At 35.6% G+C, this 26,146-nt stretch carries 26 protein-coding genes and 2 tRNA genes; 18 read left to right on the forward strand and 10 right to left on the reverse strand.

The genetic code is table 11. The features are described from left to right. Positions 1–39 precede the first annotated feature (39 nt). The 5 genes from MRY82_01015 to MRY82_01035 all read left to right on the forward strand — a co-directional run bounded on the left by MRY82_01015 (position 40) and on the right by MRY82_01035 (position 2,934). A tRNA-Lys gene (locus MRY82_01015) sits at positions 40–114 on the forward strand. Positions 115–157: 43 nt separating this feature from the next. Next, positions 158–235: transfer RNA gene (locus MRY82_01020), tRNA-Glu, on the forward strand. A gap of 637 nt (positions 236–872) precedes the next feature. Beyond that, positions 873–1,490, forward strand: a complete 618-nt coding sequence (locus MRY82_01025) for a carbonic anhydrase (GenBank protein ID MCI5071509.1) — start codon at positions 873–875, stop codon at positions 1,488–1,490. Positions 1,491–1,556: 66 nt separating this feature from the next. Then, positions 1,557–2,450, forward strand: coding sequence for a formate/nitrite transporter family protein (locus tag MRY82_01030; protein ID MCI5071510.1), 894 nt, complete (start codon positions 1,557–1,559; stop codon positions 2,448–2,450). 70 nt (positions 2,451–2,520) lie between these two features. Then, entirely contained in the window at positions 2,521–2,934 is a 414-nt protein-coding gene (locus MRY82_01035; GenBank protein ID MCI5071511.1) for a hypothetical protein, read from the forward strand. Positions 2,935–2,950: 16 nt separating this feature from the next. Here MRY82_01035 and MRY82_01040 read toward each other — a convergent pair whose 3' ends face one another. Next, positions 2,951–4,156 carry an NAD(P)/FAD-dependent oxidoreductase gene (locus tag MRY82_01040; GenBank protein ID MCI5071512.1) on the reverse strand — a complete coding sequence of 402 codons (1,206 nt, stop codon included), beginning with the start codon at positions 4,154–4,156 and terminating at the stop codon, positions 2,951–2,953. An 80-nt stretch (positions 4,157–4,236) separates the two neighbouring features. Between MRY82_01040 and MRY82_01045 the strand changes: the two genes are divergently transcribed. After that, complete coding sequence (locus MRY82_01045; GenBank protein MCI5071513.1) at positions 4,237–4,512, forward strand: GIY-YIG nuclease family protein; 276 nt, start codon at positions 4,237–4,239, stop codon at positions 4,510–4,512. Here the strand turns inward: MRY82_01045 and MRY82_01050 are convergent. After that, on the reverse strand, positions 4,496–5,311 hold the full coding sequence (locus MRY82_01050; GenBank protein MCI5071514.1) for an RnfABCDGE type electron transport complex subunit D: 816 nt from the start codon (positions 5,309–5,311) through the stop codon (positions 4,496–4,498). The two genes, MRY82_01045 and MRY82_01050, sit on opposite strands and share 17 nt — an antisense overlap. Positions 5,312–5,494: 183 nt before the next feature. Further along, entirely contained in the window at positions 5,495–6,841 is a 1,347-nt protein-coding gene (locus MRY82_01055; GenBank protein MCI5071515.1) for an amidohydrolase, read from the reverse strand. Between the two features lie 433 nt (positions 6,842–7,274). Between MRY82_01055 and MRY82_01060 the strand changes: the two genes are divergently transcribed. Then, complete coding sequence (locus MRY82_01060; protein ID MCI5071516.1) at positions 7,275–8,324, forward strand: methylated-DNA--[protein]-cysteine S-methyltransferase; 1,050 nt, start codon at positions 7,275–7,277, stop codon at positions 8,322–8,324. Here the strand turns inward: MRY82_01060 and MRY82_01065 are convergent. The 3 genes from MRY82_01065 to MRY82_01075 form a co-directional block, all read right to left on the reverse strand. Continuing rightward, positions 8,321–9,721, reverse strand: a complete 1,401-nt coding sequence (locus MRY82_01065) for an FAD-binding protein (protein ID MCI5071517.1) — start codon at positions 9,719–9,721, stop codon at positions 8,321–8,323. The two genes, MRY82_01060 and MRY82_01065, sit on opposite strands and share 4 nt — an antisense overlap. Before the next feature lie 62 nt (positions 9,722–9,783). Continuing rightward, on the reverse strand, positions 9,784–11,346 hold the full coding sequence (locus tag MRY82_01070; GenBank protein ID MCI5071518.1) for an ABC transporter permease subunit: 1,563 nt from the start codon (positions 11,344–11,346) through the stop codon (positions 9,784–9,786). Next, positions 11,336–12,061, reverse strand: a complete 726-nt coding sequence (locus tag MRY82_01075) for an ATP-binding cassette domain-containing protein (protein ID MCI5071519.1) — start codon at positions 12,059–12,061, stop codon at positions 11,336–11,338. Before MRY82_01075 ends, MRY82_01070 begins: the two co-directional genes overlap by 11 nt. A gap of 95 nt (positions 12,062–12,156) precedes the next feature. Here MRY82_01075 and MRY82_01080 point away from each other — a divergent pair, with 95 nt between their 5' ends. Continuing rightward, positions 12,157–13,431, forward strand: a complete 1,275-nt coding sequence (locus MRY82_01080; GenBank protein ID MCI5071520.1) for a right-handed parallel beta-helix repeat-containing protein — start codon at positions 12,157–12,159, stop codon at positions 13,429–13,431. A gap of 19 nt (positions 13,432–13,450) precedes the next feature. Here the strand turns inward: MRY82_01080 and MRY82_01085 are convergent, their stop codons facing one another. Continuing rightward, positions 13,451–14,281, reverse strand: a complete 831-nt coding sequence (locus tag MRY82_01085) for a transglycosylase SLT domain-containing protein (GenBank protein MCI5071521.1) — start codon at positions 14,279–14,281, stop codon at positions 13,451–13,453. A gap of 64 nt (positions 14,282–14,345) precedes the next feature. Then, positions 14,346–15,092, reverse strand: coding sequence for a class I SAM-dependent methyltransferase (locus MRY82_01090; GenBank protein MCI5071522.1), 747 nt, complete (start codon positions 15,090–15,092; stop codon positions 14,346–14,348). A gap of 236 nt (positions 15,093–15,328) precedes the next feature. Between MRY82_01090 and MRY82_01095 the strand changes: the two genes are divergently transcribed. The 4 genes from MRY82_01095 (at position 15,329) to MRY82_01110 (ending at position 19,274) form a co-directional block, all read left to right on the forward strand. Next, the gene (locus MRY82_01095) at positions 15,329–17,443 is read left to right on the forward strand and encodes a Zn-dependent oligopeptidase (protein MCI5071523.1); all 2,115 of its coding nucleotides are present in this window, start codon (positions 15,329–15,331) and stop codon (positions 17,441–17,443) included. 81 nt (positions 17,444–17,524) lie between these two features. Continuing rightward, positions 17,525–18,112: a LysE family translocator gene (locus MRY82_01100; protein ID MCI5071524.1), complete on the forward strand. Its 588-nt coding sequence runs from the start codon at positions 17,525–17,527 to the stop codon at positions 18,110–18,112. 17 nt (positions 18,113–18,129) lie between these two features. Beyond that, complete coding sequence (locus MRY82_01105; protein MCI5071525.1) at positions 18,130–18,657, forward strand: GNAT family N-acetyltransferase; 528 nt, start codon at positions 18,130–18,132, stop codon at positions 18,655–18,657. 74 nt (positions 18,658–18,731) lie between these two features. Then, on the forward strand, positions 18,732–19,274 hold the full coding sequence (locus MRY82_01110) for a TIGR00730 family Rossman fold protein (protein ID MCI5071526.1): 543 nt from the start codon (positions 18,732–18,734) through the stop codon (positions 19,272–19,274). A 27-nt stretch (positions 19,275–19,301) separates the two neighbouring features. Here MRY82_01110 and MRY82_01115 read toward each other — a convergent pair whose 3' ends face one another. Beyond that, positions 19,302–19,826 (reverse strand): DUF3124 domain-containing protein, encoded by a 525-nt coding sequence (locus tag MRY82_01115; protein MCI5071527.1) that lies wholly within the window; start codon positions 19,824–19,826, stop codon positions 19,302–19,304. Between the two features lie 166 nt (positions 19,827–19,992). On the opposite strand from MRY82_01115, the gene MRY82_01120 reads away from it, so the two are divergent. The 6 genes from MRY82_01120 (at position 19,993) to MRY82_01145 (ending at position 24,993) form a co-directional block, all read left to right on the forward strand. Next, entirely contained in the window at positions 19,993–21,534 is a 1,542-nt protein-coding gene (locus MRY82_01120) for a hypothetical protein (protein ID MCI5071528.1), read from the forward strand. A gap of 129 nt (positions 21,535–21,663) precedes the next feature. Then, positions 21,664–22,167 (forward strand): tetratricopeptide repeat protein, encoded by a 504-nt coding sequence (locus tag MRY82_01125; protein MCI5071529.1) that lies wholly within the window; start codon positions 21,664–21,666, stop codon positions 22,165–22,167. A 297-nt stretch (positions 22,168–22,464) separates the two neighbouring features. Further along, the gene (locus MRY82_01130; GenBank protein ID MCI5071530.1) at positions 22,465–22,821 is read left to right on the forward strand and encodes a DUF2177 family protein; all 357 of its coding nucleotides are present in this window, start codon (positions 22,465–22,467) and stop codon (positions 22,819–22,821) included. 109 nt (positions 22,822–22,930) lie between these two features. Then, the gene (locus tag MRY82_01135; protein MCI5071531.1) at positions 22,931–23,476 is read left to right on the forward strand and encodes a MarR family transcriptional regulator; all 546 of its coding nucleotides are present in this window, start codon (positions 22,931–22,933) and stop codon (positions 23,474–23,476) included. Further along, positions 23,469–23,936, forward strand: a complete 468-nt coding sequence (locus MRY82_01140) for a GNAT family N-acetyltransferase (GenBank protein MCI5071532.1) — start codon at positions 23,469–23,471, stop codon at positions 23,934–23,936. Before MRY82_01135 ends, MRY82_01140 begins: the two co-directional genes overlap by 8 nt. Continuing rightward, positions 23,923–24,993: an alanine racemase gene (locus MRY82_01145; GenBank protein MCI5071533.1), complete on the forward strand. Its 1,071-nt coding sequence runs from the start codon at positions 23,923–23,925 to the stop codon at positions 24,991–24,993. The genes MRY82_01140 and MRY82_01145 overlap by 14 nt, the downstream gene beginning before the upstream one ends. Here MRY82_01145 and alr read toward each other — a convergent pair. Continuing rightward, positions 24,986–26,137 carry an alanine racemase gene (gene alr / locus MRY82_01150; GenBank protein MCI5071534.1) on the reverse strand — a complete coding sequence of 384 codons (1,152 nt, stop codon included), beginning with the start codon at positions 26,135–26,137 and terminating at the stop codon, positions 24,986–24,988. The genes MRY82_01145 and alr overlap by 8 nt on opposite strands. Positions 26,138–26,146: the final 9 nt, after the last annotated feature.

The raw sequence follows: 26,146 nt of genomic DNA on the forward strand, positions 1-26,146 counted from the left end.
GCATTTGCAAGGTTCTATGTATAAGCTGAATTCTGTTTTGGGCCCGTAGCTCAGGGGTAGAGCAATTGCCTTTTAAGCAATGGGTCGTTGGTTCAAATCCAACCGGGCTCACCATAAACAGAATAAGGATAGCAGCTTGTTGATAAGCTGTTTAGGCGCCCCCATCGTCTAGCCCGGTCCAGGACACCGCCCTTTCACGGCGAAAACAGGGGTTCAAATCCCCTTGGGGGTACCACTTTCTTCTTTTAGAACAAGGTACATTTCAAGTTCATCTTTCCATTCAAATAAAGTGCTATTTGGGGATTTGAACTACGCGCCGTTGGCGCTAGTTCATTTTTTATTTGTGTTTGCTACGCAAACATGGCCTTGATAGTAAAAGTGTTGATGCAAAGCCATTTTATATGGCTTTGCACACGGGAGTGAGCAAATTAAAACGACGCTTTTAATTTGTGAGAGGGGCGTGAGCCCCTCTTTAAAAAAGAGCGAAGCGGGATGGGCTTTGAACCCCAAGGGGTTCAACTGTTTTTATTTTACTTGCTGACGCAAGTATGACCTTGGGGGTACCACTTTCTTTTTAATTCTTGATATATTGTATTTTTTTATGTTGATCATGGGCAATTAGCAATAGAGCATATTCAATAAGATCGCTTTGAGGTATCTTTATCAAAAACTATATTTTTGCATCAGACAGGTACTTTAAACTCACAGTAAAACCTTAAAGCAAATTGAATATTAATAGAGCATACAGGATCAATTTTAAGTGAATATGGATTGTGACCCAATTAATACGATTAGTGATTTTTATTTGATCAGGTTGATATTCAATTAAAAAGTAAGATATTTAAAGCATGTCTGATAAAAGGTTATAAGCAATGAACAATAAGCAAGAATTGGATGCAATGTCGCCACAAAGTGCCTTAGAAACTTTATTAGAAGGCAATAAACGTTTTATGAGCGATGTTGGTGACATTAAACATCAAACCATAGATAGGATAGGGATAAACAAGCGTCAGCGGTGTCCTATTGCTGTTATCGTAACATGTATGGATTCGCGTTTGGTTCCTGAACTTATTTTTGACCAAAGTATTGGAGATGTTTTGGTTATTAGAATTGCAGGCGTTGTTATCAATGACGATATTTTGGGAAGTCTTGAGTATGCGTGTCAGTCTGTGGGGATAAAGTACGTTATGGTTCTGGGACATACACAATGTGAAGCGGTTGCCGGGGCATGTCAAGATGTACAAAAGCATGGCGGTTTTATATCAGTATTAAATAAAATAAAACCTGCTGTAGAAGCCACACGAGCAGGAGGAAACCTACCTTTAAGTGAGTGGATAGAAAAAGCCAATCTACAACACATAAAAAATAGTGTGGGTAAAATAAAAAAAGATAATGCTGTACTTAAAAAGCTTGTCGATGATAAGATGATTTTCATCCAAGGTGCTGTTTACAATGTACTTACTGGAAAAGTCAGTTTACTTGAAAGCTAAAAAGTAATGTTAATCGCTAATCAATATTAATAGGCTTAACTTTTTAAGCATTACTGTGAGGTTGCAGTGTCAGAAAAAAATAAAGATTATAGAGTTCAAGGTGGCATCGTTTATGAAGAAGCTTCAACAGAACGTAGAATAGCTAGAATAAATGAAGAAAAAGAATATGTGTCCGTCATTATTAAAAGAAATGACGAAGTTGCCAGGCATCCAGATGATATCTTAGAAAAAGCCATTGAAGAAGGCTCTGAACAGATGAAACGAAGTTTTTTTTCACTGCTTTTGTCTGCAATATCTGCAGGATTAATCTTAGGCTTTGCTGCAATGGCAGTAGCCTTTGCTTATACCGCAACAGCCGAAATGGGTTTTGTATATAGGCGTTTGGCCATGGCTATGGTTTATCCTTTAGGCTTTATTATTTGTATATTTAGTGCTTCTCAGTTGTTTACTGAACATACAGCTTTGGCCGTTTACCCTTACCTTGATAAAAAATGCAGCTTTACCAAACTTGTAAGGTTATGGTCCATTGTGCTTTTTGGAAACCTGATTGGGACAGCTGTAAGCGCCGGTTTGATATCCTTAGCTGACCCAGTGATTCAAAATGAAAGTGGTTATATCTATGTTGCTCAGCACTTGATTAAACATCCATGGATGCAGATCTTTATCAGCGCTGTTTTAGCCGGTTGGTTAATGGCCTTGGGAGGATGGTTGCTTTATGCAAGCTCTTCATCTACCGCACAAATGCTTTGTATTTATATTGTTACCTTCCTCATTGGTATTGGCGGACTCCATCACTGTGTTGCAGGATCAGCAGAGATGTTTGTGGCTTTGTTTATTGATGCCAGTATTGGCTTGTCGGAAATGGGCCGTTTTTTAAGTGCAGCGGTTTTGGGCAATCTTTTAGGCGGCAGCTTTATGGTGGCCAGCTTAAATTATAGCCATATAAGAACCACACAGTAATTTAGAAATACGCCGGAGTTAATTTTTTAGGGTTCTTAATTAACCATTTTTTAAGTATAATAGTAAGAGTATGAGAATTATTTTAAATTACCTATTTGTTTTAGTGCTATGCTTGTTTTCTGCCTGTGTTATAAAACCAAAGCCTGTGAACTTAAGTGAACAAGACATTCAACAAGCAACACAATTGTTTTATAAAGTGTTGGATAAAAAAATTACTGGTGCCAAAGGCAAAGATATTCAAATTGAGATTATTGATGCTAAAAAAGATGCAGAAAATAACGATACCATGCACATAGATTATGCACTTGATTATGTGCTGCCAGAAAAAAAAGATGAGCCTGAAGCCAAGATTCAGTATGCTGCAGTGGCAACCTTAAAAGCATTTTACAAGAAACATAAGTTGCATTTTGAGGTCCTTAAGTCAGAACAAAAAGAATATCAGATGGACTTTGTTAACGGTATCATCATTGATGCCAATCAATAAATTTAGGTCAATCCGTTTAATGAATGTGGCTAGCGCAAGCATGGGCAGAAGACCAAGCCCATTGAAAGTTGTAACCTCCCAATTGACCTGTGACATCAACAACTTCACCAATAAAGTACAATCCTGGACAAAGTTTGGATTGCATGGTTTTAGAAGAAATATCCTTAGTACAGACACCTCCCCGAGTTACTTCTGCTTTATGATACCCTACTGTTTTTAGGGGGGTAAAAGTAAACTGAGTCATTTGTTCAGCAATATCGTGAAGTTGAACAGTTCTTAGTTCAGCAATTTTTTTATTCAATACAGCGTTTTCAATAAAATTTTCAATAAAACGTTGAGGTAAAAGCGGTTTTAACAGTGATTTAAGCTGTTTATGCCCTTGAGTTTGTTTTTGCTCTTGTAATGCTTTTTCAAATAAAACAGTGTTTGAAAATTGAGGTAAAAAATTAAGGCAGACGGGCATTGTATGCTGCCAATATAAACTGGCTTTCAAGGCAGCAGGACCACTTAAACCCTGATGTGTGAATAAAAGATCATCTTCAACAGTGTAGCCATTGGTCTTAATGCTTACGGGTAATGATACACCAGCTAAGAGTGAAAATTTTTTTAAATCATTGTCCTGAGCTTTAAAACCATCCAAGGCGGGTTCTGTTTTTATAATTGTGTGCCCAAACTGTTGGGCTAAGGTGTAGCCAAAATCACTGGCACCCAGCTTATTAAAAGAGAGTCCACCCGTTGCAACAATCAAATGTTTACAGCTGTATTGCTCATCACTAGATAGGCTTATAATATAATTATCTTTAGATTTTGTGATCGATGTAATACTTTGGTTTGTGGCAAGAGTGACCTGATTTTTATCAATACGATTGATGAGCATATTGAGAATATCGTGTGCCGATCGTTTACAAAACAACTGGCCCAGTTTTTTTTCATAAAAAGGGATTTTGGCTTGCTTGACTTCATCAATGAAGTCCTTGGCAGTGTACTGACTTAAAGCTGATTTTACAAAGTGAGGGTTTTGACTGATATAATCTTGGGCAGAAGCATGCATATTGGTGAAGTTACAGCGGCCACCGCCAGAGATAAGGATTTTTCGACCTAAACTAGAATTATGTTCTAATAGCAGGGTTTTTATTTTTTTTTGACCAAGAATACTCGCAGCTTTTAAACCCGCTGCGCCACCACCAATAATGATGCAAGGATATGTATTTGAGGCATCCACTTGGGTCTTTTTAGCAAGCTTGCTGTGAATAAACAATTATAATGTTTAGTTGCTAAGAGCTTTTTGTTAAACTTACTTTGATGAGTGAAAACATAGAAAACTGGTATGTCTATATGATTCAGTGTTCAGACAAGTCTTTGTATACGGGTATCGCTAAAGATGTCGATAAGCGTTTTGAACAACATTTGAATAAAAAAGGAGCCAAATATTTTTATGGTAGAGATCCTATTAAAGTGGTTTATCAAGAAATGTTTTCCAGTCAGGGAGAAGCTTTATCAAGAGAGTATGCAATAAAAAAGCTCAGCTCCAAACAAAAAAAAAGGATGATTGACCGTAAGTCTAACGCAACCAACTGAAACGATAGGGTTGTTTTTTTAAGATAACATTGGATAGCAAACAGGCAATGATTAAACTGTAGAAAAAAGCATGATTGATAAACAAGAGATGTTTTAAAATAAAGCTAAAACTTGCAATCGTAGCTGCATAAATGATTTGCCCCTTGATGTGATCAGGGCTGGTTTTTGGGTCGGATAACATGAAAAACGTAAAAATCATTAAGGCTCCAGATTGAAATTCATGGGCCCAGACTAAAAACTCAAAGCCTAAATAAATCGTTTTAATGGCGGTAAGAAGAAAATAAAACACTAAAAAAGCCAAGCTTGGGAGATTAACTTTTGTTTTCTGAGTAACCACCATGCCCAAGAACATAAACCAAACAATAAGACTGGTGGAGTGTCCCCAAAGTGAATCTGATATCCATATAGGTTTTATGAAAAACAGAGCAAAAACAATTGCAAAATTAGCTGGGTTAAAGATGTGTTGTTTGTGCCAGCGAATAGTAAACTTGGATGTGATGGCAATCAAAGCCAGTAGGGGATAGGCCCATATATAATTGCTTCTGACCAATAAACAAATGGATAAGGAGCTTATAATGGCACTGAGAATTGAGATATGGGGATATTGATGAAGCTTGGCCAAACAATACTGGCAAGTAATGGCTGTCAATAAACATAAAGTTAAGGCAGAGAAAGAAAGTGTTAGGCCTTTAAACGATAAGCCAAGGCCAATAAAGCTACTTAAGAAAATAATTTGATAGATGCGTGCATCTAAGGGTTTAATTTTTTTTCTGAGCACTGTGTTGAGCAAGCTTTTCATTTCCGCGTTTAAAGTTTCCGGTTGCTTTTGCAAGAAGCATTTGTATGCCTTCTTTATTGTTGCAGCTTTGTAACCGAGAAAAAAGTTTTTCAGCGGCTTTAGATTTGAGGTGCATAATCACTTTGTGTTTATAAGAGACTCTTAGTAGTCCTTGTTTACTGTAGTGATAGCTAAACATGAGCTTTATATGTTCTCAATACTTTTTCTGATCTTTAAGGCTTCATGTTTAATTTGATCTTGGTCAAATAAATCATTGTTCATTTGACCGTCTTGTTTTAGACATTGCCCGTTGACTATAACGGTATCCACATTTTCACTGTGTGTAGCGTATACCAAGCGGGAATAAATATTACTATCATCCAGATAAGGAACTTGATTGGCATGATCTTGTGAGAGCAATACCAAGTCAGCACGCTTACCTACCTCAATAGAACCAATCAGATGGTCCATATGCAAGGCTTTAGCACCATCAATGGTGGCCATTCTAAAGACATCTTTAGCCTGAGCTTGCAAGGGGTCATTGACTTTAGGGAGTAGGCTGGCAAACTGAATTTCATTCCATAGGTTTAAGGTGTTATTGGATGCTGTACCATCCGTAGCAATAGAAACTGGAATATTGGTTTTTCGCATTTGACTAATATTATGTTCATAGCCCGATCCAAGTTTTAAGTTGGATTTTGGACAATGCGCAATACCAACATTGTATTCTTTAATCAGTTCAAGGTCTTTTTGATCGGTCCAAACCATATGAGCAGCAACAATTTTTTCTTTTAAAAAGCCAAGTTCAGCTAAGTATTGCGTGGGACTGGCAGCAGACTGTTTAAAGGTATCATTAATGAGTTGTGTTTCATGCTGGGTTTCTGCCACATGAATATGAATATTGGCATTGTGCTCATGCGCTGCTTGGGCAATATTTTCTAGGTGCTCTGGACCAACAGTATAAGGGGCATGGGCAGCATAGCTTGGATGAATATGCGCATGGTCTTTCCATTGAGCAAAAAAGTCTTGATTGAGCTTTAGGGTATAATCCCAGCGTTCATCAGCATCAGTAATATGGGCTGTATTAGGTGTAGGAAAATCAATGCTACCAAAACCAATTAGGCCGCGCATGCCACTTTCTTGAGTCGCTTTTGCAATATCATCAACAAAAAAATACATGTCATTAAAGCAGGTGGTGCCACTGGCAGCCATCTCCCAACAGGCCAGTTTACTGCCCCAGTAAACATAATCATGGGTAAACTTGGCTTCTGCTGGCCATATATGCTGATTGAGCCAGTCATTAAGTGGCAGGTCATCCGCAAGGCCACGTAAAAGTGTCATGGCAATATGGGTGTGGCCATTGATAAGGCCTGGGATCATGATTTTGTCACTGGCATCGATGCATTGATCAGGACTTTCTGAACTTAAGTCTTGACCCATTTTAGATATGACACCATCTTCTATAAGAATATCATGTTTGTTAAAGACATCTTCTTGGTCATTCATCGTTACAATAAGGGCATTTTTAATCAAAGTTTTAGTTTTATTCATGTGCCAGAGACTAGCAAATCAAGCAATAAAGGCAAGACTCGTGTGATAAGCTGACTTAAAAAATAAATTGAGTGTAAATGCAAAAAAAGCCGTGCGGGGGAACACGGCTTTCTTCAAAGGAGGAAAATGAATGATAGCTTTAACTCATGTCTAAAAGTGTTGGCTATAGATATAGTATAGCAATAAAAATTAAAAAAAAAAGATGGAACGTTTTTTATTTTTGGCTTCTAAAATAATGGCAACAAAAGTTTACATGCCTTGAAAAACAAAAGATCCCTCGATTTAGGACCCTAAGAAGAAAGTTCTTTAAAATTCTATTAATATCAATCACTTATATTTTTTTAGGTTATAAGCTTAGTGCGTGCATGCAATGATCAATTGCTTGATAATTTTTTGGTTGTCGCATATTTTTTTTGTAAGTAAACAAGGGCTCATGCGCTTAAATCAAGAAAAATTCAATGAGTATTATCAAGCCTTGCTGGCCAAAGACCATCAATACGAAGGGGCCTTTTTTGCCTGCATCAGCAGTACTGGCATTTTTTGCCGTCCAAGCTGTCATGCCAGAAAACCGAAAAAAGAAAATGTTGAGTTTGTAATGAGTAGTCAAGAAGCGTTAAGAAAAGGCTATCGGCCGTGTAAAGTCTGCTCACCCATGCAGGCTTTAGCGGATAAGCCAGATTGGTTAAATATACTGTTTACAGTGATGGAGACTGAAGAACGCTATCGTTTTTCAGATCAAGATATTAAAGACTTAGGTATAGATCCCAACAGAGTAAGGCGTTGGTTTAAAAAAAATCACAACATGACCTTTCAAGCCTACTTAAGATCTTTAAGAATGGGACAGGCTTTTGGTCATTTGAATCAAGGAGGCAAAGTGATTGATGCAGCTATGGAGTATGGCTATGAATCTTTAAGTGGTTTTACGCATGCCTTTAAACAGCTTACAGGAAAATCACCAAAAAATATTGATGCCAATACGGTTATAGAAAGTTATCAGCTGTTGACACCTTTGGGCCCCATGTTGGCAGCCAGCATTAATGAAAAAATATGTTTGTTGGAGTTCAATGACAGAAGAATGTTGGAAACAGAGTTGATTGCTATTCAAAAACATTTTAAAGCCCCCATCGTTCTTAAAAAAAATAAAGTGATAGAGCAACTGCAAGAAGAATTGAATGAGTACTTTACAGGAAAAAGAAAAAAGTTTTCTGTTGCTTTACACATGGTGGGCAGTGATTTTCAAAAACAGGTTTGGCAAGTGTTGATGACTATCCCTTATGGAGAAGTAAGAAGTTATAAACAACAAGCACAAAGTATGCAGCACCCTAAAGCTTTTAGAGCCGTTGCCAATGCCAATGGGGCCAATAAAATTGCTATCGTTATTCCTTGTCATAGAGTCATTGGCAGCGATGGAAGCTTATGTGGCTACGGTGGTGGACTTGAAAGAAAAAAACAGTTGTTAAAACTGGAAGGTTATAGAGTTTAAAGTTTTAAAACCTTACCTGGATTCATGATGTTGTGCGGATCGAGGGCTTTTTTAATCGATTGCATGGTATCCAGATGCGCTTGAGAATTGGTGATGTTCATGAACTTTACTTTATCCATACCAATACCGTGCTCACCGGATAAGGTGCCGCCCAGCTTGTGCGTGGCTGTAAAAAAATCATTGAGAATCAGTTCTTTTTTAGCATTCCATTCTTGTTCAGGCGTATCCTGTTTTAAAAAATAGGTGTGTAAATTACCGTCGCCAGCATGACCATAAGAAATACAGGCTGTGTTATGCTTTTTAGATACTTCACGTGCGGCTTGTAATAAGTTTTTGATTTTACTTCTGGCTACAACACTATCGGCCTCAACATAGTCTCCTTGTGCAACAATACTATTGCGCACACTTTTTCTAAACAACCATAAATCTTCTCTTTGTTGCTCATTTTGTGCCATGAGCGGCTCATCTGCACAAAGATCAATAATACTCTCATATAGTTTCATGGTTTGTTGTTCTATTTGATCTTCTCCCATGGCATCCAATTCAATCAATAAACTGGCAGCCGCCTGTTCAAAAGGATAGGTGTACTGATAGATCGCTTTCACACAATCCACGGCTTCTTTAGGGATCAGCTCCATGGTAGGGATAGATAAACCTTGTTTGAGTAAAGAGTTAACGGCAATGGCAGCAGCATCCAAACTATCAAAGGCAATCAATAAAGTTTGTCTGTGTTTGGGTAAAGGAATAAGCTTTAAAATGATTTTACTGACAATGCCCAATGTTCCTTCTGAGCCGGTAAACAATTGGGTTAAGTCATAGCCTGTAGAGCATTTCATCCATGGTCCCGCGGTTTGAATCACTTCACCATTGGGGAGCACTACTTCTAAACCCCTAACATATTCACGCGTCACGCCATATTTCACGGCACAAAGGCCACCAGCGTTGGTGGCGATGTTGCCGCCTATAGAGCAATAATCGACACTGGCGGGTACGGGTGGGTAAAATAAGCCTTTGGGTTCAACCGTTTTGCGGATGTCACCGGTAATCATGCCCGGCTCTACAGTAGCCGTGAAATTTTCTTCATCCAGTTCAAGCAAACGGTTCATGTGTTCAAAACAGATAATGATGGATTCATCAATAGGAACACACGCACCATTCAAACCAGAACCAGCCCCTCTGGGAACAATGGGTAACTTTAGCTTGTGCGCAAGCTTGACAATGTTTTGGATATCTTGTGTGCTCTTTGGAAAAACCACCGGACAACTGAATAAAGGCGTGCAAGCACTTTCATCTCTTTGGTAATCCATGCATTTTTCATGATCAGTCATTATTACAATATCGGGATGATCGGTATTGAGTGCATTCAAAAATGCTTGAGTTTTATTTGGGTAGTCCATGTTCAGCTTATATCTATCTTTAAAAAGATATCAACTCCATTGCATATTATAGAATTGGTGGATTATTTTTGCCATGACACATGCTTTTCAATTGCTTTAAAAATAGCATCTACAACTAAGGCCATAGCGGCAGCAGGAATAGCACCTAATAAAATATAATAGGTATTGGCTTGTGAGATGCCTTGAAAAATTGGGTCTCCTAAACCTCCAGCACCAATAAGAGAAGCTAAGGTTGCTGTGCCAATGGTAATAACAGCGGCTATTCTAATCCCAGCAAAAATTTGTGGTAGAGCCAGAGGCATCAAAACATAGCGCAAGAGCTGTTTTTGATTCATGCCCAAGCTTAAGGCAGATTCTTTGGTATGCTTGGGTATGGATGAAATTCCTGTATAGGTGTTGGTAATGATGGGTAAAAGTGAGTATAGGAGTAAAGCAACAATAGAAGGTTTGATTCCAATGCCCAAAACAGGAATTAAAAAGCCAAGAAGGGCTAGGCTTGGAACAGTTTGTAAAACATTGCTGATGAAAAATACAACCCTTTTAAAAATCTTGTTTCTTTGGGCATAAACGCCTAAGGGTACAGCTAAAACAATTGAGCATAAAATGACAAAAAAGCATAGCAATGCATGTTCAAAAGTCTTTTTAAAGAGCAACGCTTGTTGTGATTTTACAAATTTAAAAAAACCGAGATTTTGTGAGCTGTTTTTTTTAAGGCTTGTTTTACTTCTTGTCTTAAAAATATGACTTTGTAAAAATTCTTTGGCAACTACATCGACAGCATAACCATACTCATCAACTTGTTGATTAAGTTTTTGCATGGTGGCATTATCGATTTTATTTTCAAAAGCAGAAAATAGTTTTTGTACGGCGGGGTTGTTTTTTACCAGAGAGTTTTTGGCTAGCCAAGCGGCATGGTAAGGCGGAAAATATTGTTTGTTGTCTTCAAGAATATCCAGCTTAAATTTAATGATTCTAGCATCTGTAGAGAAGGCAGTGATAATGTCAACAAGTTGATTATCAATGGCTTGATACATAAGCCCAGGTTCTAGATTGATTTGCTTGATATTATTAAGGTTTAAGTTGTACCACTGACTTAGACCTTTTAAGCCATCGGGCCGGGTAAAAAAAGCATGGGGTGCGCCCATTTTTATTCTTTGGGTCTCTGATTGTGCTAATAAATTTTTTAACTGTTCGATGTTGGTAATGCTTTTAAACTTTTCATCGCTATTTCTTACAGCAAGGGCATAAGTATTATTAAAGCCTATGGGTTTAGACCAGCTGAGATTATACTGTTGCATAAATTCTTTATGCACAATGTTCCAAATATTTTCTGGATTGGATTCACCGTGAAGTTTTAGGATAGAGATATAACCTGTGCCAGTGTATTCTGGATAAAGATCTATGCTTCCTTGTTTAAGGGCTTCAAACACAATATGTGAACCAGCAAGGTTCAGCTTTCTTTCTACCTCTTCTCCTTGATGCTCCAGATATTGGGCTGCCAACTCGCCAAGAATAAGTTGTTCAGTAAAATTTTTTGAACCAATGATAATTTTAGCTGAAACTGCTTGAGTAAAAAGCAAAAAAAACCCTACGCATAGACTTTTTATTTTAAAATCAATAGTCATAGCGCTGGCTTTCAATAAAAGATTGAACAAGAGGGTTGCCTGTGTTTTCTAAAAATGAACGGGGTGAGCCCTGCTGAATCATAGAACCTTCATTGAGAAAAAAAATATGTTCACTTAACATAAACGCTTCATGGATATCATGCGTAACCATGACTATGGTAGTGCTGTGTTTTTTATGCAAGTCTTTCAGTGTTTCTTGCAAAGAGCGTTTGGTTACAGGGTCTAAGGCTGAGAAAGGCTCATCTAAAAGTAAAACTTTGGGTTGCATGATTAAAGCCCTGGCCAAAGCCACACGTTGCTTTTGCCCGCCGCTGAGTTGGGCTGGCAGTTTATTCCAAACATCGTTAGGGTCTAGATGTAAGTCTTCCAAAATAGATTTGATTTTTTCATCCGTTACCCGATCTAAGCTATTTTGTATTATTCCGGGTAAGGCAATGTTTTTCCATACAGGTAAATGGGGAAATAAACTTTCTTGTTGGATGACATAAGCTACAAATTTTCTTAATTGGGATAGTTGCCAGTTTTTTTTGCCATCAACTGTGATACTTCCAGACTGTATTGGAACCAAAGCGTTGATTGTTTTTAACAAAGTTGTTTTTCCGCAACCACTGGGTCCAATAAGACTTACTAAACGCCCAGCTTGAACAGATAAACTAATATTATTTAGGATCTGTATATGATTAAAACGTACAGAGATGTCTTGTAGCTCTAGCAAATCAGACAGAAGCTATCACAGTTTAGTCAATTATAAAAATAATGGGGCGCTCTATCAACAATGATAGACCTGTGCTATATCTTACTTAAAAAAAAATGATTGGAGTCATAAAAAAATATCGCCGTTATGTAATAGTTGTTGTCATGTTAGCAGCTTGCTCAAAAGGACGTTATTTGCCAGAACCCTATCCTCTAGGGCAGGAATACTTTGCCTATACTCCAAATGCAAGTTGTGATTGTGATTTAATCATTGACCAAGACCAAAACACGGTTGATGCCAGAACCTTTGCACCTGGAACTGAGTTATGTTTCAATGCACAACTTAGTCCCACTAGAGGCCCCATACGATTTGAAAATTTAAAGGGTACACGCACAAAACCAATTATTATTCGTAACTGTATGGGAAGGGTTAATCTTGTTTCCAGTGACCATAGACCTGCGCTGTATGCACAAGGCGAGTATTTTAGGATTACAGGTAAAGGTCAGAATGAAAGTTTTATAGGCTTAGAGTTTCAGGCCAGTCAGGCGGCGCAAGCCATTGCTATAGGAAAATCCAGTTATTTTGAGATAGATCATGTACATATCAGTGCATCACAGTTTGCAGGCATTATGGCTAAAGTCGATCCCAGTTCTGATGATTGTAAATATGGAGACCGTCGTTATGACAGCTTTATCATGAAGCATATTCATATTCATCATAATACAATTGAAAACACCGGCGGTGAAGGGATTTATGTGGGTAATAGTTTTTATGGGGGAACAACTTCGCAATACTGTTTGAGTAACCCAAATTGCGGTAGTTGGATTTGTGGAGGTATTCAGTTTCCTCATGAAGTGATGGATGTTTATATATGGAATAACACTATAAGTGAAACTGCTTGGGATGCCGTGCAAGTGGGAAGTACTATTCATAATTGTTTTATTGATAACAATAGGATCAGTCAGTGGGGGCAAGCCAATGTAAGTGGGCAAAACTATGGTGTTCAAGTGGGACAGGGATCAAGTTGTCAGGTTAGTCAGAATACTTTAACCAACGGTAAAACGGGTTTTCATATATCCGGTTTGGGTAATACTGTTGTTGAGAGCAATCAAGTATTAAATTTTAGTGGCAATGGGATTTTGGTGAATCCCTATGCATCACCCCTATCCAGCGACATCGTTAAGAAAGGTTTTTTAGGAGGGTTTATTCTAAGAGATAATACTTTTACTACAGTTACAAGTTCTTTGCCTATAATCAGAGATGTACGGCGAGAAAACTTAGTGCCACCAGAGGGCAACGCTATTCATGACAATAGTATCAACGCAACAACAGAGAGTTTTCAGTTGTCATCAGAGTATCATTGGGAGCTTTATAACAACCTCATCAATTAGCTTAGGGTCAATTTTTAGTTTAGTTGCGAAACTCCGGCATTTTATCAAAATATGAAAAAACAAAGTTGAGTGCAATCAAACGGTTTAAGTGACATTGTGTTTCTTGAGGAAGGCTAACAAAAAAACTCTGCCACTGGGTAGGAATATTTAAAGGAGATAAAAAGTGTTCATCCAAGGCGCGTTGAATTCTATTATGTCCACCGTTGTAGCCTAAAACTGCCAGTGGCCAATAATTATAGTTATCATACATGTTGCTAAGATAGCGGCAAGCAGCATCTGTTGAGGCATCTATATCTGTTCTTAAGTCTATATCTCGGTATAGAATACCATATTCTTCAGCCGTAGCTTCAGTAAACTGCCATAAGCCGGCAGCATTTTCTCCAGATATGAGGTTTCTTTTTAAATCTGTTTCTGCAATGGGTAAAACCAATAAAGCCTTGGGGATGCCATAGTCAGCAAAATGTTTTTTAAAAACAGGAAAGTAGGTTGATAATGCTGGCAAATATAAATTTTGGTAGGTGATAAAGTTTTTTAATTGATGATTATGATGCTTGATTAAATAATATCCAATAATACGAATAACATCAGCATTAACAAGGTATTGAGTGTCAGCATCAAAAAAAACAGCATCTCTTTGTTGAAGCGTTTGAACAATGTCATCTTTATTGAGATTGAGAAGAAGTTTCACTTCATCAACTGTATGAATGGCATGTTTACAGACACTGGTCCATTCTTTATTGCTGCGGCGTTGTTCAGATAATGAATCAATGGTTTTGATTTGTTCATGAGTTTGTGCAAAACATAGCACATGAAAAAATAATAGATAAAAGATAATAGTTTTACAATACAAGCTGTTTCCCCTTAAAAAAGGACTTAAAATCACATTTATGATCTAAAAGTCAAGGGGTAAAGGCTCAGTCGTTTTGAATAATCCACATTTCAGCGTGCCAATTTAGATAACGTAGAGATTTTTCAACTGTAAAATTGTTATATGTGAACTCAGAAATTTCATCTCTTAGTTGTTTTTTTAAAGAGGTGTCTTGGATACCCAGTAAAACATTATGGATATATTTATTGAGGTCATAAGCACTTTCAAAGTAGACACGATAAATGTAGGGAATGGTTCTAAGGTTAACCACATTTTCATTAAAAAATTGGTATTTAAATTCCGATAACGGTGTGTAATCAAACGGCATGTGATTTTTATATTTTTTATAAAAATGTCTTAAAATATTCCACCAATCTCCAGAGTCTGTATTCATAATAACTATCAAGGAACCATTTTTATTCAGCTTGGATAATAAAGTTTCAAGGAGGGCTCCCCATTGTGATGGAGGAATATAATAGAGCACATGTGATAAAAAAATAAGATCGTAAGATTGTGTAAGGTCATACTCTTCTATTTTTGCATGAATGCACTGAGCATTTTTAAAGTTTCTTTTAAGGTGTTTTAAAAAAGACTCGTCTTTTTCAATAAGGGTAAGTGATTTGCTGTGCTTTTGAAATACTGAACTAAAAACACCGGTACCGGCACCTATATCTAGGACTGAGTTAAAATATTTGCTTTGCAGCCATGCTTCCAAGTATGCAGAGACAATTTTTTTTTCATCTGTTCTGTCATAAAAAGAGTTGATACGTTTGTAATAGCTTTTTTTATCCACTTGGATTCTGATAATATAGCAAGCTAAGAAAATAATATATAAAATTATAAATAATACTAAAAAGTGCCTTATTATTTAAGGCTAAATAAAGTAATAGCGCTGTGAACGATTTTTAAAAAAGTTTGTTTGTTTTTTCTTTTACATTAACTTGACGGCACAAAGGGTACGTTTTAAATAAAATCTTAAGCCTCATAAATCTACTTATGTTGAGATCGTGTTTACGGTAAGGAGAATGCATGAAAAACAATTTATTTAACTTATTGACTTTAAAAGCGTTATTATTGACTTTTGCCTTTTTATGGCCACTGTATGCAGCCAATACCAATTATGCAATGAGCGCCAGGCAATTAAAAAAATATTGTGATGGGGCTCAAAAAAAAGTTGATCAAGCCATAGCAACTATTATCAAGACAGAAAAAAAAGAGTCATCATCTGTAGATAAACGCTCACTAGAAGAAGATTTTAATCTAACAGTTAAAAAATTAGATGATGCTTATGGTTTGTATGCCCATAAAATGGAAATATCTTATTTAATGGAAGCCGTCAGTCCCAATGAAAAAGTAAGAAATGCTGGAGCAGACTGCAAGGAAGCTTTTTTAAATTTCCCCGTTGAAATGTATACCAATGAAAAACTTTATCAAGTGTTGTCTAATTTTTCAGCCAGAACAGAAAAAAGAGAAGAAAAACTTAAGTATGATCAGAAACGCTTGTTGAACTATTTTTTAAACCAGTTTGGTAAAAACGGTTTTGGTTTAGATGCAGATAAACTGAAAAAGTTTAAAGCTTTAAAAGCTCAAGTTAGTGAGTATGAACGTGAGTACAGTAAAAACTATGGAGAGTCTAAAGTTGAGATTGAGCTTAAGCCTGAAGACCTGACTGGAGTATCAGAAAATGATTGGTTGAGATTTAAACAAAAAGACGGAACAGTAAAGGTCACACTAGATAATAATATTTATAAAGCTATTTTAACTTATGCCGATAATGCAGACATACGAGAAAAGTTTTATAGAGCCTACAATACTCGAGCTCCAGAAAATGTAGAGGTTTTAGAAAAACTGATTGCAGTAAAACAAGAGATTGCCAAAGTGTTTGATGCAGAATCTTATGCGCATTTGGTCATGGAGTTAGATGAAAGGTTGGCTGGAACGCCAGAAAATGTAGAGAAAAAATTGACTGCTATCTACAAAAAAATGTTTAAGCCCTATCAAAACTATAGAAAGACTTTAAAAAAAGAAAAATGCAGAGATTTAGATAACTGTAAAAAATCACAGTGGAAAAAATTAGAACTGTATCCCTGGGATATGGCTTATTACAGTAATAAATACAAAGAACGCGTATTTAAAATAGACTCAGAAAAAGTTAAAGAATACTTCCCAACAGAAAAAGTGGTGGAGGGTACCTTTGAGATTTATGCGCAACTGTTCTCCATGCGCTTTGAAGAAATGAAAAAGCCAAAAGTGTGGCATGAAGATGTAAGGGCCTATCATGCTTATGACACTAAAACAGGTGATTTATTGGGGAATATCTATTTAGACTTATACTCAAGAGATAATAAGCCGTACAAACATTATGCAGCCTTTAATATAGACATCAGGCATCAACCACTCAGTGGTGAAAAAATTGTCCCTGATGCAGTGATGGTCACCAATTTCACTCCACCAACAAGAGATAAAAAAGGTAAGACTACTTTACCTTCCTTGAGCACGCATGGTGATGTTGAAACCTATTTCCATGAGTTTGGACATATCATGGATGATTTGTTGTCCAATACCAAGCATTATCATTTAAGTAAAATGACACGTCCATTGGATATCATTGAAGGTTTTTCTCAAATGTTAGAACCCTGGGTATGGGATGCAGAAACCTTGGAAGTGATTTCTGGGCATTACAAAACCGGAGAAAAACTGCCTAAAGCATTTTTAGATAAAATGAAAAAAGGAAAGTACTTTTCTTTGCCAGCTTTTTATGTGAGTCAAATTCATTATGCATTGGTGGATATGGCGTATCACAAAGCAATAGAACCTGTAGACACAACCAAGATATGGAATGAAAAGTTTAAAGAGATATTTAAACGTGAGCCGGTAGATGGTTTGTACCGTCAAGCATCTTTTGGTCATTTGGCCAGCTCAAGTTACAATGCCGGCTACTATGGTTACATTTGGTCAGAAATTTATGCCATGGATATGTTGACCCGCTTTAAAAAAGAGGGGATGCTCAACCCAAAAACCGGGATGGATTATCGTAAGCTTCTTGAAAGTGGGCATGAGAGACCTATAGTAGAGCTTATAGAGGCTTTTTTAAAACGGCCATTTAGTGAAAAGGCATTTTTAAAAAGTTTAAAAAATAAATAAGGAAGTAAAATCTACAGATCTATACCGTAAGCATAAATACAATTGGTTTGCGGTATAGATCTCTAAACGATTAAAATTAACATGAATGTAGAACAAATTTTAGCCATTGTTATTTTTGCATTTGTGTCTTCGATTACACCTGGCCCTAACAATCTTATGGTCTTGGCCAGTGCCACCAATTTTGGTTTTAAAAAAACCATTCCACATATTCTCGGGATCAGTTTAGGTTTTGCCTTTATGCTCATGATGTTAGGCTTGGGTTTAAGCCTTGTTTTTAAAAGCTATCCAATCATAGAAACAATATTAAAAGTTTGCTGCGTACTTTTTTTGTTTTTCTTGGCTTATAAAATTGCAACATCATCAAGTATAGAAAAAGGCAAGCGCTCCAAAACCCCCATTTCATTTATTGAAGCTGCTTTATTTCAATGGGTGAATCCAAAAGCATGGGCTATGGCACTTACAGCGGTATCTTTGTTTTCTCCCAATGCAACATTTAAAGCGGTTATTGTTATGGTTATGGTTTTTACATTTGTTAATATTCCTTGTGTAAGTACTTGGTCTTTTGCTGGAAGTAAGCTTGGCAATTTTTTAAAAGACCCCAAAAAACTAAAATACTTCAACTATATCATGGCAGGACTCTTAGTCGGCTGTTTGGGTTTTTTGTTGTAGGATAAAGATGTACAATAATGATTCATTATAAAAAATTAAACATAAATGATGATCAACAACTCATGGCTTTATTGAAATGGGAAAATGATGTCAGTATATACCATCTTATAACGCCTGTTAAAGACAGAAACCAAAAATTTATTCCCATCAATTTTGACCAGCTTAAAGAGAAGTGTCACTTAGAAAAAGGTAAAAAAAAATATACCTACCTTGTTTATGATCAAGATAAGCCCCTAGGTCAATTTTCTATCCATATAGACCCAGCACATTTGTACAAAAAAATAAATCACAGCAGTTGGTTAGGCTTATGTATTGGAGAAAAAAGCTACTGGGGGAAGGGCGCTGGCCAAAAAGCCATGAAATTCTTTGAGCAAGAGTCTATACAATTGGGCTTAAAAAGAGTGGAATTGGGTGTGTTTGAGTTTAATACTAGGGCAATCCAGTTTTATAAAAAATTGGGTTATCAAGAAATAGGGGCATTAGAAAACTTTACTTATTGGAATGGTCAATATTGGAGTGATATTAGGATGGAAAAGTATTTATGAATGGGTCAATAAAAATAATACCTCTGATGAGCAAATTATGTGTTGGCTAAACTGGGAGATATAAAATACCAATTATGAAAAATGTTACTGTTTACTTATCCGCTTATTCTGAAGATAAAAGCATGATTGATCTTACAGAAAACCTTGCTAGATTGATGGTTGAGCAAGGGTTTTGCTTGATTTTTGGTGGTTCAGGAACCGGTTTGATGAAAGTGCTAGCAGATACTGTATTAAATCATAAGGGTAAAGTAGCAGGTATTTCAATGGAAAGCCTAAAGTACGTTAGTATGTCTAATTTGACAGAGCTGATTATTGCTAAAGATTTAAATGAGAGAAAGCAACTGCTGCAAAAGCATGCCGATGCTTTTATTGCTTTGCCAGGTGGTAATGGAACTTTAGATGAAATTACGCAGGCTATTGAAGAAAAAAAACAAGGCTTTCATGATAAACCCATCGTTTTTTTAAACCATAATGGTTTTTATGATCCTTTGTTGGCACAATACAATAAAATGAAAGACTTGGGGTTTTTACCCAAGAATAAAAATTTAGATGATTTATTTGTTTTTGTAGATACGGATGAACAAGCTATTAAATATATTCGTGATGCATTAAAATAATCTACACTGTACAATAGCTATTCAATATTAAAAGCTAGCTTCTATTTCTTTAGCTCTAGATGTAAAAGCAAAACCTTGGGTGCCTAGAATTCCAATCATGACTGATTCAATGATGGGAGCAGATACTTTTTTCTCTGTTTCCCATTTTACAACAAAGTTGGCACCACTACCTCCTGAAAGATCAGATTCAGGAATAATAAAATCTTTGGATGACATTTTTTGTAAAGAAAAGGGTGTGTCTATGAATTTTTTTAATAATTTCCCATTGGTATCATAATAGTCTACTTGTGAAATAACAATTATATCTTTTTCTGAGATGTTTCTAATACTTAAAATAGCTGAAAGATGAGTCAATTTTTTTAAGTGCGTGTATATAGATGAGTATATGGGGACATAGACTTTTTGACCATGAACGAGTCGTGTTGGAGCTTCATTTAATGGAACAAAATTATCTGACTTAGGAACAAGTGTAGTATCAATTGAAAATTTATCTTCGTTCTGGCAGGCCAATATACTCAATGCTAGAAAAGATATTATTAATAAATGCCTCATGGTTATTTTTTTCCTTCTAATAATTTTAAAACTTAGAATATTTATATCATTCTTGAACTATGGGGAAAAGCTTTGGGTAAACATAACAGTGATTAGACATAATATTCAATTACAATATTTAGAGCATAATTTTTAGATTTTTTAGTTTTTGCTATAATGACTATAAATGCGTAAAGGTAAAAGTTTAATTTTTATCCTAGCTTTGCTGGCTATGGTCATGGGCATTTTTGCGCATACAATAGGAAGGCCATTGTTTGGCGATGAATGTACCGAACTTTTGCAAGCATTGGATAGGCCAGAGGGCTTTTTTATTCTCACTCCAAGTTTTTCCGCCAATTGGGTTGTTTCTAGCATTGAGTCGTTTGTAACCTATATCTACTCTTTTTTTCTTATGAACTTTGGTTTTAAGGATGGTTTATTGGCCATAAGAGTTTTTCATATTGTATTTTTTACACTCAACACAGTGCTTTTGTATGTTATTTTTCGAAGACTTGTTTCTTCTTTTTGGGCTTTTAGTGGTAGTTTTCTTTTTATCTTTTCTAACTATGCATTGTGTTTAATGCAAATCTTAACCCGTAATTCAATCACTCCATTTTGGGTTTTATGCGGTTTATTATTTCTTGAAAAAATTCTCAATAGTAAAGAAAGCTTTAGCAATCAAAGAAAATTTCAAGGTTTAATGTTTTTAATGGCTCTTGCTACCTGTACATTGGGTCTTGTTACGTATTCGGGTTTTCGTGTTTATATAACGGCTTTGTCATTGGCATTTTTTATTAGCTGTGTTTTGTACCATAAAAATAAAATTATAATGGCAGTTCTTTTGCCTTTAGCCACTATAAGCATACTTTATACTATGTTAGCACTTAGTGATACGAGTATTGAAGCATTTTTATATAGAGGCTCCTATGCACTTGTAAAAAAAGAGCATTTTTTACAAGTTTTTTATCAAGTTTTGCTCTTTCCATTTAAGTTTTATCAATTTGGACATTTTGTTGTAGAGCAGGTCCATGTTTTAGTGGGAAAAAGCCCTCTACCATTTTATCTAGCACCTTTCTTTTGTATTGGTTTGTTTTCTAGCTATATCAAGTCATTGTACAACGAAAAACAAGAAAAGTTTTACTCTTTGGTATTTCTTAGAAATTTTTTATTGTTATCTATGTTTTTCTTTTCCTTCCTTGGCCCCAACTTAAAGTATTTTTATGGACTGTGGCCGGTGCTTATCATTTTTTGTGTGATAGGTATGGAAATGGTGGCTAAAATGATGAAGCTAAGTTCATCAAGGCTTAAGCTTGTGATGGGCATCTTGCTATTGGTTTTTAGTGTTGAGCAGGTGTATTTTTTTACTCAACAAAACACAAACAGCGCTAGCGTACATGCTTTTTTAAAACAAGATGCCAACGCTAAAAAACTAATTGACAAAGCAAGCCCTATCATTAAGTTAAGTGAAAAACCTGCGCTGATTTATTCACCCATGGGGAGAGATGTTGCTTTATGGTATGCAAGAAGCACAGCATTACCAGCTGATATTTTAGATCGTTGGGTTTTGTTTACGCAAGAAAAAAAAATTAAAAATTTAGAAAAAGATATATCCTTAAATTTAGAAGGGAATTTATTTACAAAAAATAATCTAGATCAAAGTCAAAAACAGAGTCTTAAAAAAGTATTAAATAATAATCCAAAATTAAAGTGGGTTGAAATTGACCTTTAAAGTTTATATTTAAATTATTAATAGATTTATATTTTTTAGGGCTTTAATTGTATTGAGTTTAGGTGTGCATATATAAACCGTTTTTATAAAATAGAGAAATTAAAATTTGATTGTGTTAGGGTCTTCAATATGACCATGGATAATTTTTACAAGATAGCTTTTCAACATTTGCGTAAAGTGGATGATCCTGCGTCTCTCGATAGAGGTATGAAAATGTTAGAAGGAATATACGAACAAGATCCTAACAACACTAAAGCCTGTTTTGAGTATGCCGGTGGGTGGGATAGTATAGGTCAAGAAGACAAAGCTGCCGTGTACTATCAAAAAGTAAAAATGATGGGGGTTGAAACTTTACCCATGGAGGACCAGCCATGCTTTTATGTTCAATATGGCAGCACTTTAAGAAACCTTAAAAAGTTTGATCAAGCAAATGAAGTTTTCAATGAAGGAATTAAAGTGTTTCCTGATTTCTTAGCCATTAAACTGTTTAGAGCACTTAACTTATATTCTATGGGCATAGAGCAAGAAAAAAATAAAAACTATATTAAAAAGCAATTAACACAAGCCAGACATCACTCTGTCTTAAGGTACCTTCGTTCATTGAAAAAATATTTAGAATTGATTGACTGTTAAAAAATAAATATAGAAGGTCTAAATGATAAAAAATTAAGATGACATGCAGGTATTGGAATAAACGTATAAAAAAATAAAGTTTGTAATAGAAAAATAAACGCTTCACTGAGTATCAGTACAATTAAAAAGTCCCTACCTCTAATAATATAAAGTCCCGAATCAAAATCGAAAGAGAGCAATTTAAAGTTAACAACATATTAATAAAGATTTTTTCTTGATTTATTCTATGTTAGCAGCATTATTAATAATGTAATGATTATAAATTATATAAAAACTTTTAGTGTAGTTTTGTTATATATGGTTTTCATAGATGCCATCTGGCTAAAGTATATTGTAGGTAAAGTTTTTCTTAAACATGCAGAAACAGTTTTTAGACAACATGGTATTGTGCTTTGGTCAGCAGCCATTGTATATATATTAATGACATTGGGTTTGATGATTTTTGTGAGGCCCTGTATCATAAAACATCAGTCTTTACTGTTAACATTTATATATGGGGGCTTGTTTGGTGCCATCGTCTACGGTGTTTTTGATTTTACCAACCACGCAATTTTAAAACAGTGGCCATTAAATCTTATTGTCTTAGATTTAGTCTGGGGAGCTTTTTTACTGGGAAGCAGCAGTCTTGTTTTAAAAAAAATTATAGGCAAATAAGATAAACATGTAACGACTTAAGCATGTGTTATGTTTAAGCAAGCAAGTTTTCACCTTAAGAAATGAGAAACATTGACAATTAAATTGTTTCTTGAGAAACATTATTCTAGTGAATCATTTAAATTCAAATGTTGACTTTGAAATTATTACCCAATTAAGAAAATTAATTAGAGCTGTAGCACTTTTTTCGCAAGAAGTGAAAAGTAAGAGTGGTTTAAATGCTTCCCAGTTAGCCTGTTTGACCGAATTGGCTGACCGAGGTGAGCTTTCTTTCCGCGAGTTGAGTAAGCTTATTCATGTTTCGCCCAGTAGTGTAACAAAAATTATTGATGTTTTAGAACGTAAATTTTTTGTACATAGAAAAAGAGAAGGCAATGATCGTCGAGTTATAAAAGCAGTGATTACTCCGAAGGGTAAACAAGTTGTTGAGGGGTCACCAAAGTCAATGCAAAAAAAAATGTTGCAAGGCTTATCTTCATTGTCCGACGGCATTAAACAGCAGATTAAAGCAGACTTAGAGCAATTAGTTATGCTGATTGATGCTCAAGATCTTTCATCTGCACCAGTATTGGATGCTGCAGAAAGGTTAAATGAAGAGCTTAGCTCTTCAGATGAAAATATGAGGGTAAAAAAGAATATACCCGTCAATGAATAAATCTTTATTAAATACTATGATTAAAAAAATTAGCCCAAACACTACTTTTTCAGAGGAACAAGTAATAGAAATTAGAGACTTTTTATATCAGCATCTGGATCGTTTTGGTGATGATAAGACATCTATATTAGAGTGTATCCATTATGCTCGAGATACCACTTCTAAAGGTGGGTATATTTATGTTTCTATTGAAAATCAAAAAATAAAAGGTGTTTCGATTGTTCTAAAGACAAATATGCAAGGCTTTATCCCTCCCTATATTTTGGTATATATTGCAGTAGATAAAAACTTTAGAGGGCAAGGAATTGGTAAAAAGCTTATTCAATACATTCAAAATGATTTGGGTGAGGCAATTGCGCTTCATGTAGAACAAGATAACCCAGCTTTTCATCTCTATGAAAAGTTAGGTTTTAAGAACAAGTATTTAGAGATGAGGTGGTTTCCAGATGGCTCGTCTTGAAATGTATCGTGATCGTTTGAAGCATAATTATAAGCAACTGCAAAAATTATTTACAAAAAATAAGATCAATTGGGCTGTTACCACCAAAGTGTTGTGTGGTAACAAGATGTTTTTACAAGAAGTTTTAGATCTTCAACCCAAGCAAATTTGCGAATCACGAGTGAGTAATCTTAAAGCTATAAAATCACTAGATCCAGAAATAGAAACAATATACATCAAACCTCCATCTAGAAATGCTATAGCATCAGTTGTAAAGTATGCAGATATAAGTTTGAATACGGAACTTTCAAATATCAAGCTACTTGCCAAAGAAGCCCGTAAACAAAAAAGAGTTCATAAAATTATAATCATGATTGAGATGGGAGATTTGCGTGAAGGTGTTATGGGTAATGATGTTATACAATTTTATGAAAAAACCTTTAAGCTTAAAGGGATAAAAGTTATTGGTATTGGGACAAACTTAAACTGTCTTTTTGGAGTGATGCCATCGCATGATAAATTGGTTCAATTGGGTTTGTATCGGCAAATTATAGAACTTAAATTTAAAAGAAAACTACCCATTATATCAGGAGGCAGCACCGTAACCATTCCTCTTATTTATAGAAAGCAACTTCCACAAAGTGTTAACCATTTTAGAGTGGGTGAAGCCTTGTTTTTTGGTGCTGATCTTTTTGATAAAAAAACTTTGCCTGGCTTTTTCCCCAATGTTTTTCAACTTTTTTCTGAAATTATAGAGTTGTATGAAAAACCAATTGTTCCTCTTGGTGAGCTCGATGAAGATCCCAGAGGTGAAACGCATGAAGTTAATCCTGAAGACTATGGTAAAAAATCCTATCGAGCAATTTTGGATATTGGAACGCTGGATGTTAACCCAGAATATTTAACGCCTGAAGATCCAGACTTGGAAATTGTTAAAGCCAGTTCTGATATGTTGGTAGTAGAACTTAAAAAAGGAAAGCAAAATTACGTTCTGGGTAGTATTGTAAGGTTTGATATAAAGTACATGGGGGTTCTGAGTTTGATGAACTCTCGATATATAGAAAAAAAAGTCATTTGATGATTCTGGGTATGTCCGAAGGTAAGCGAGTTAGTAGTTCGTAATTAAGTTGGCTACTGTAATCTGCAAATGAAGCGATAGATATTTCTTCTTCACCATCTTTTCCAATCAAAGTAACATCATCACCAATACAAACTTCGGGTATCTTTGTGACATCGACAGAAACAACATTCATATTGACAATACCCGTAACAGGAGCACGTTTACCTCGAATAAGCACAATGCCTTGGTTGCTTAAACTTCTTGAAAACCCATTGGCATAACCAACAGGAATAATAGCAAGGTGTTTATCTTCACTGGCTTGGTATGATGTTCCATAGCCTATAAATTGACCTTTAGAGACTTTTTTAAGCGATAAGACTTTGGTTTTCCAACTTAAAACAGGCGAAAGGGGATTGATATCTTTATTTTTTTTAACTGAATAATCAATGCGAGTTTCCTGACTAGGCCAGAGACCGTATTGCAATATTCCAATGCGAACCATATCGTAGCGTGTTTTTGGAAAGCGAATCATGGCTGCTGAGCAAGCTGTATGTTTTGTGATTGATGAGCCAAGTTGAGGCAAGAAAATTTTGGATAATTTATCATACTGTTTAATTTGTGATTTAACGCGTTCAAAATTAGAAATAGACTCTGCACCTGAATAATGTGTACACAAACCTTCTATTCGCACTGAGTTTTGTTGATTTTTGTAAAGTTTAGCTATTATCTCAAGGTCTGATGATTCCAAACCAAAGCGATTCATTCCTGTTTCAATTTCAAGGTGAATTAATGCTTTTTTATTTAGTTTTCTAGCAGCAACTTGAATAAGATTAAAGCTATGAAGATCATGAACAAAAAGCTCAATATTATTTTCTAAAGCCCAGTCTATTTCAGAAGCATCAAGGTTTCCCATAATAATTAAACGGGTTTTATGACGGTCAATGGCTCTGAGAACTTGAAAAGCTTCCTGAGCACTAAAAACGGCCAGTGTATTGATATGATTTTTTTGCGCCATGATAGCTATTTCACTGGCACCATGACCATAAGCATTGCCTTTGATAACTGCACATACATTGGTTTTCATGCCAGCAAGTTTTTTTATAAATTTAATGTTTTGAGCGTAGTGTAAAGAGTCTAGCTCAATATAAGACGTACATATCATGGTGGTTTA

The sequence above is a fragment of the bacterium genome (assembly GCA_022763185.1).
Taxonomy (GTDB): Bacteria; Bdellovibrionota_G; JALEGL01; order JALEGL01; family JALEGL01; genus JALEGL01.

Bases quoted from the DNA above. Each gene is read 5' to 3' on its own strand.
- MRY82_01080 (MCI5071520.1), top strand. From the start codon at position 12,157: ATGATTGGAGTCATAAAAAAATATCGCCGTTATGTAATAGTTGTTGTC.
- alr (MCI5071534.1), bottom strand. From the start codon at position 26,137: ATGATATGTACGTCTTATATTGAGCTAGACTCTTTACACTACGCTCAA.
- MRY82_01100 (MCI5071524.1), top strand. From the start codon at position 17,525: ATGAATGTAGAACAAATTTTAGCCATTGTTATTTTTGCATTTGTGTCT.
- MRY82_01115 (MCI5071527.1), bottom strand. From the start codon at position 19,826: ATGAGGCATTTATTAATAATATCTTTTCTAGCATTGAGTATATTGGCC.
- MRY82_01060 (MCI5071516.1), top strand. From the start codon at position 7,275: ATGCGCTTAAATCAAGAAAAATTCAATGAGTATTATCAAGCCTTGCTG.
- MRY82_01110 (MCI5071526.1), top strand. From the start codon at position 18,732: ATGAAAAATGTTACTGTTTACTTATCCGCTTATTCTGAAGATAAAAGC.
- MRY82_01065 (MCI5071517.1), bottom strand. From the start codon at position 9,721: ATGGACTACCCAAATAAAACTCAAGCATTTTTGAATGCACTCAATACC.
- MRY82_01050 (MCI5071514.1), bottom strand. From the start codon at position 5,311: ATGAAAAGCTTGCTCAACACAGTGCTCAGAAAAAAAATTAAACCCTTA.
- MRY82_01045 (MCI5071513.1), top strand. From the start codon at position 4,237: ATGAGTGAAAACATAGAAAACTGGTATGTCTATATGATTCAGTGTTCA.
- MRY82_01145 (MCI5071533.1), top strand. From the start codon at position 23,923: ATGGCTCGTCTTGAAATGTATCGTGATCGTTTGAAGCATAATTATAAG.
- MRY82_01035 (MCI5071511.1), top strand. From the start codon at position 2,521: ATGAGAATTATTTTAAATTACCTATTTGTTTTAGTGCTATGCTTGTTT.
- MRY82_01105 (MCI5071525.1), top strand. From the start codon at position 18,130: ATGATTCATTATAAAAAATTAAACATAAATGATGATCAACAACTCATG.
- MRY82_01140 (MCI5071532.1), top strand. From the start codon at position 23,469: ATGAATAAATCTTTATTAAATACTATGATTAAAAAAATTAGCCCAAAC.
- MRY82_01055 (MCI5071515.1), bottom strand. From the start codon at position 6,841: ATGAATAAAACTAAAACTTTGATTAAAAATGCCCTTATTGTAACGATG.
- MRY82_01095 (MCI5071523.1), top strand. From the start codon at position 15,329: ATGAAAAACAATTTATTTAACTTATTGACTTTAAAAGCGTTATTATTG.
- MRY82_01025 (MCI5071509.1), top strand. From the start codon at position 873: ATGAACAATAAGCAAGAATTGGATGCAATGTCGCCACAAAGTGCCTTA.
- MRY82_01125 (MCI5071529.1), top strand. From the start codon at position 21,664: ATGACCATGGATAATTTTTACAAGATAGCTTTTCAACATTTGCGTAAA.
- MRY82_01070 (MCI5071518.1), bottom strand. From the start codon at position 11,346: ATGACTATTGATTTTAAAATAAAAAGTCTATGCGTAGGGTTTTTTTTG.
- MRY82_01130 (MCI5071530.1), top strand. From the start codon at position 22,465: ATGGTTTTCATAGATGCCATCTGGCTAAAGTATATTGTAGGTAAAGTT.
- MRY82_01120 (MCI5071528.1), top strand. From the start codon at position 19,993: ATGCGTAAAGGTAAAAGTTTAATTTTTATCCTAGCTTTGCTGGCTATG.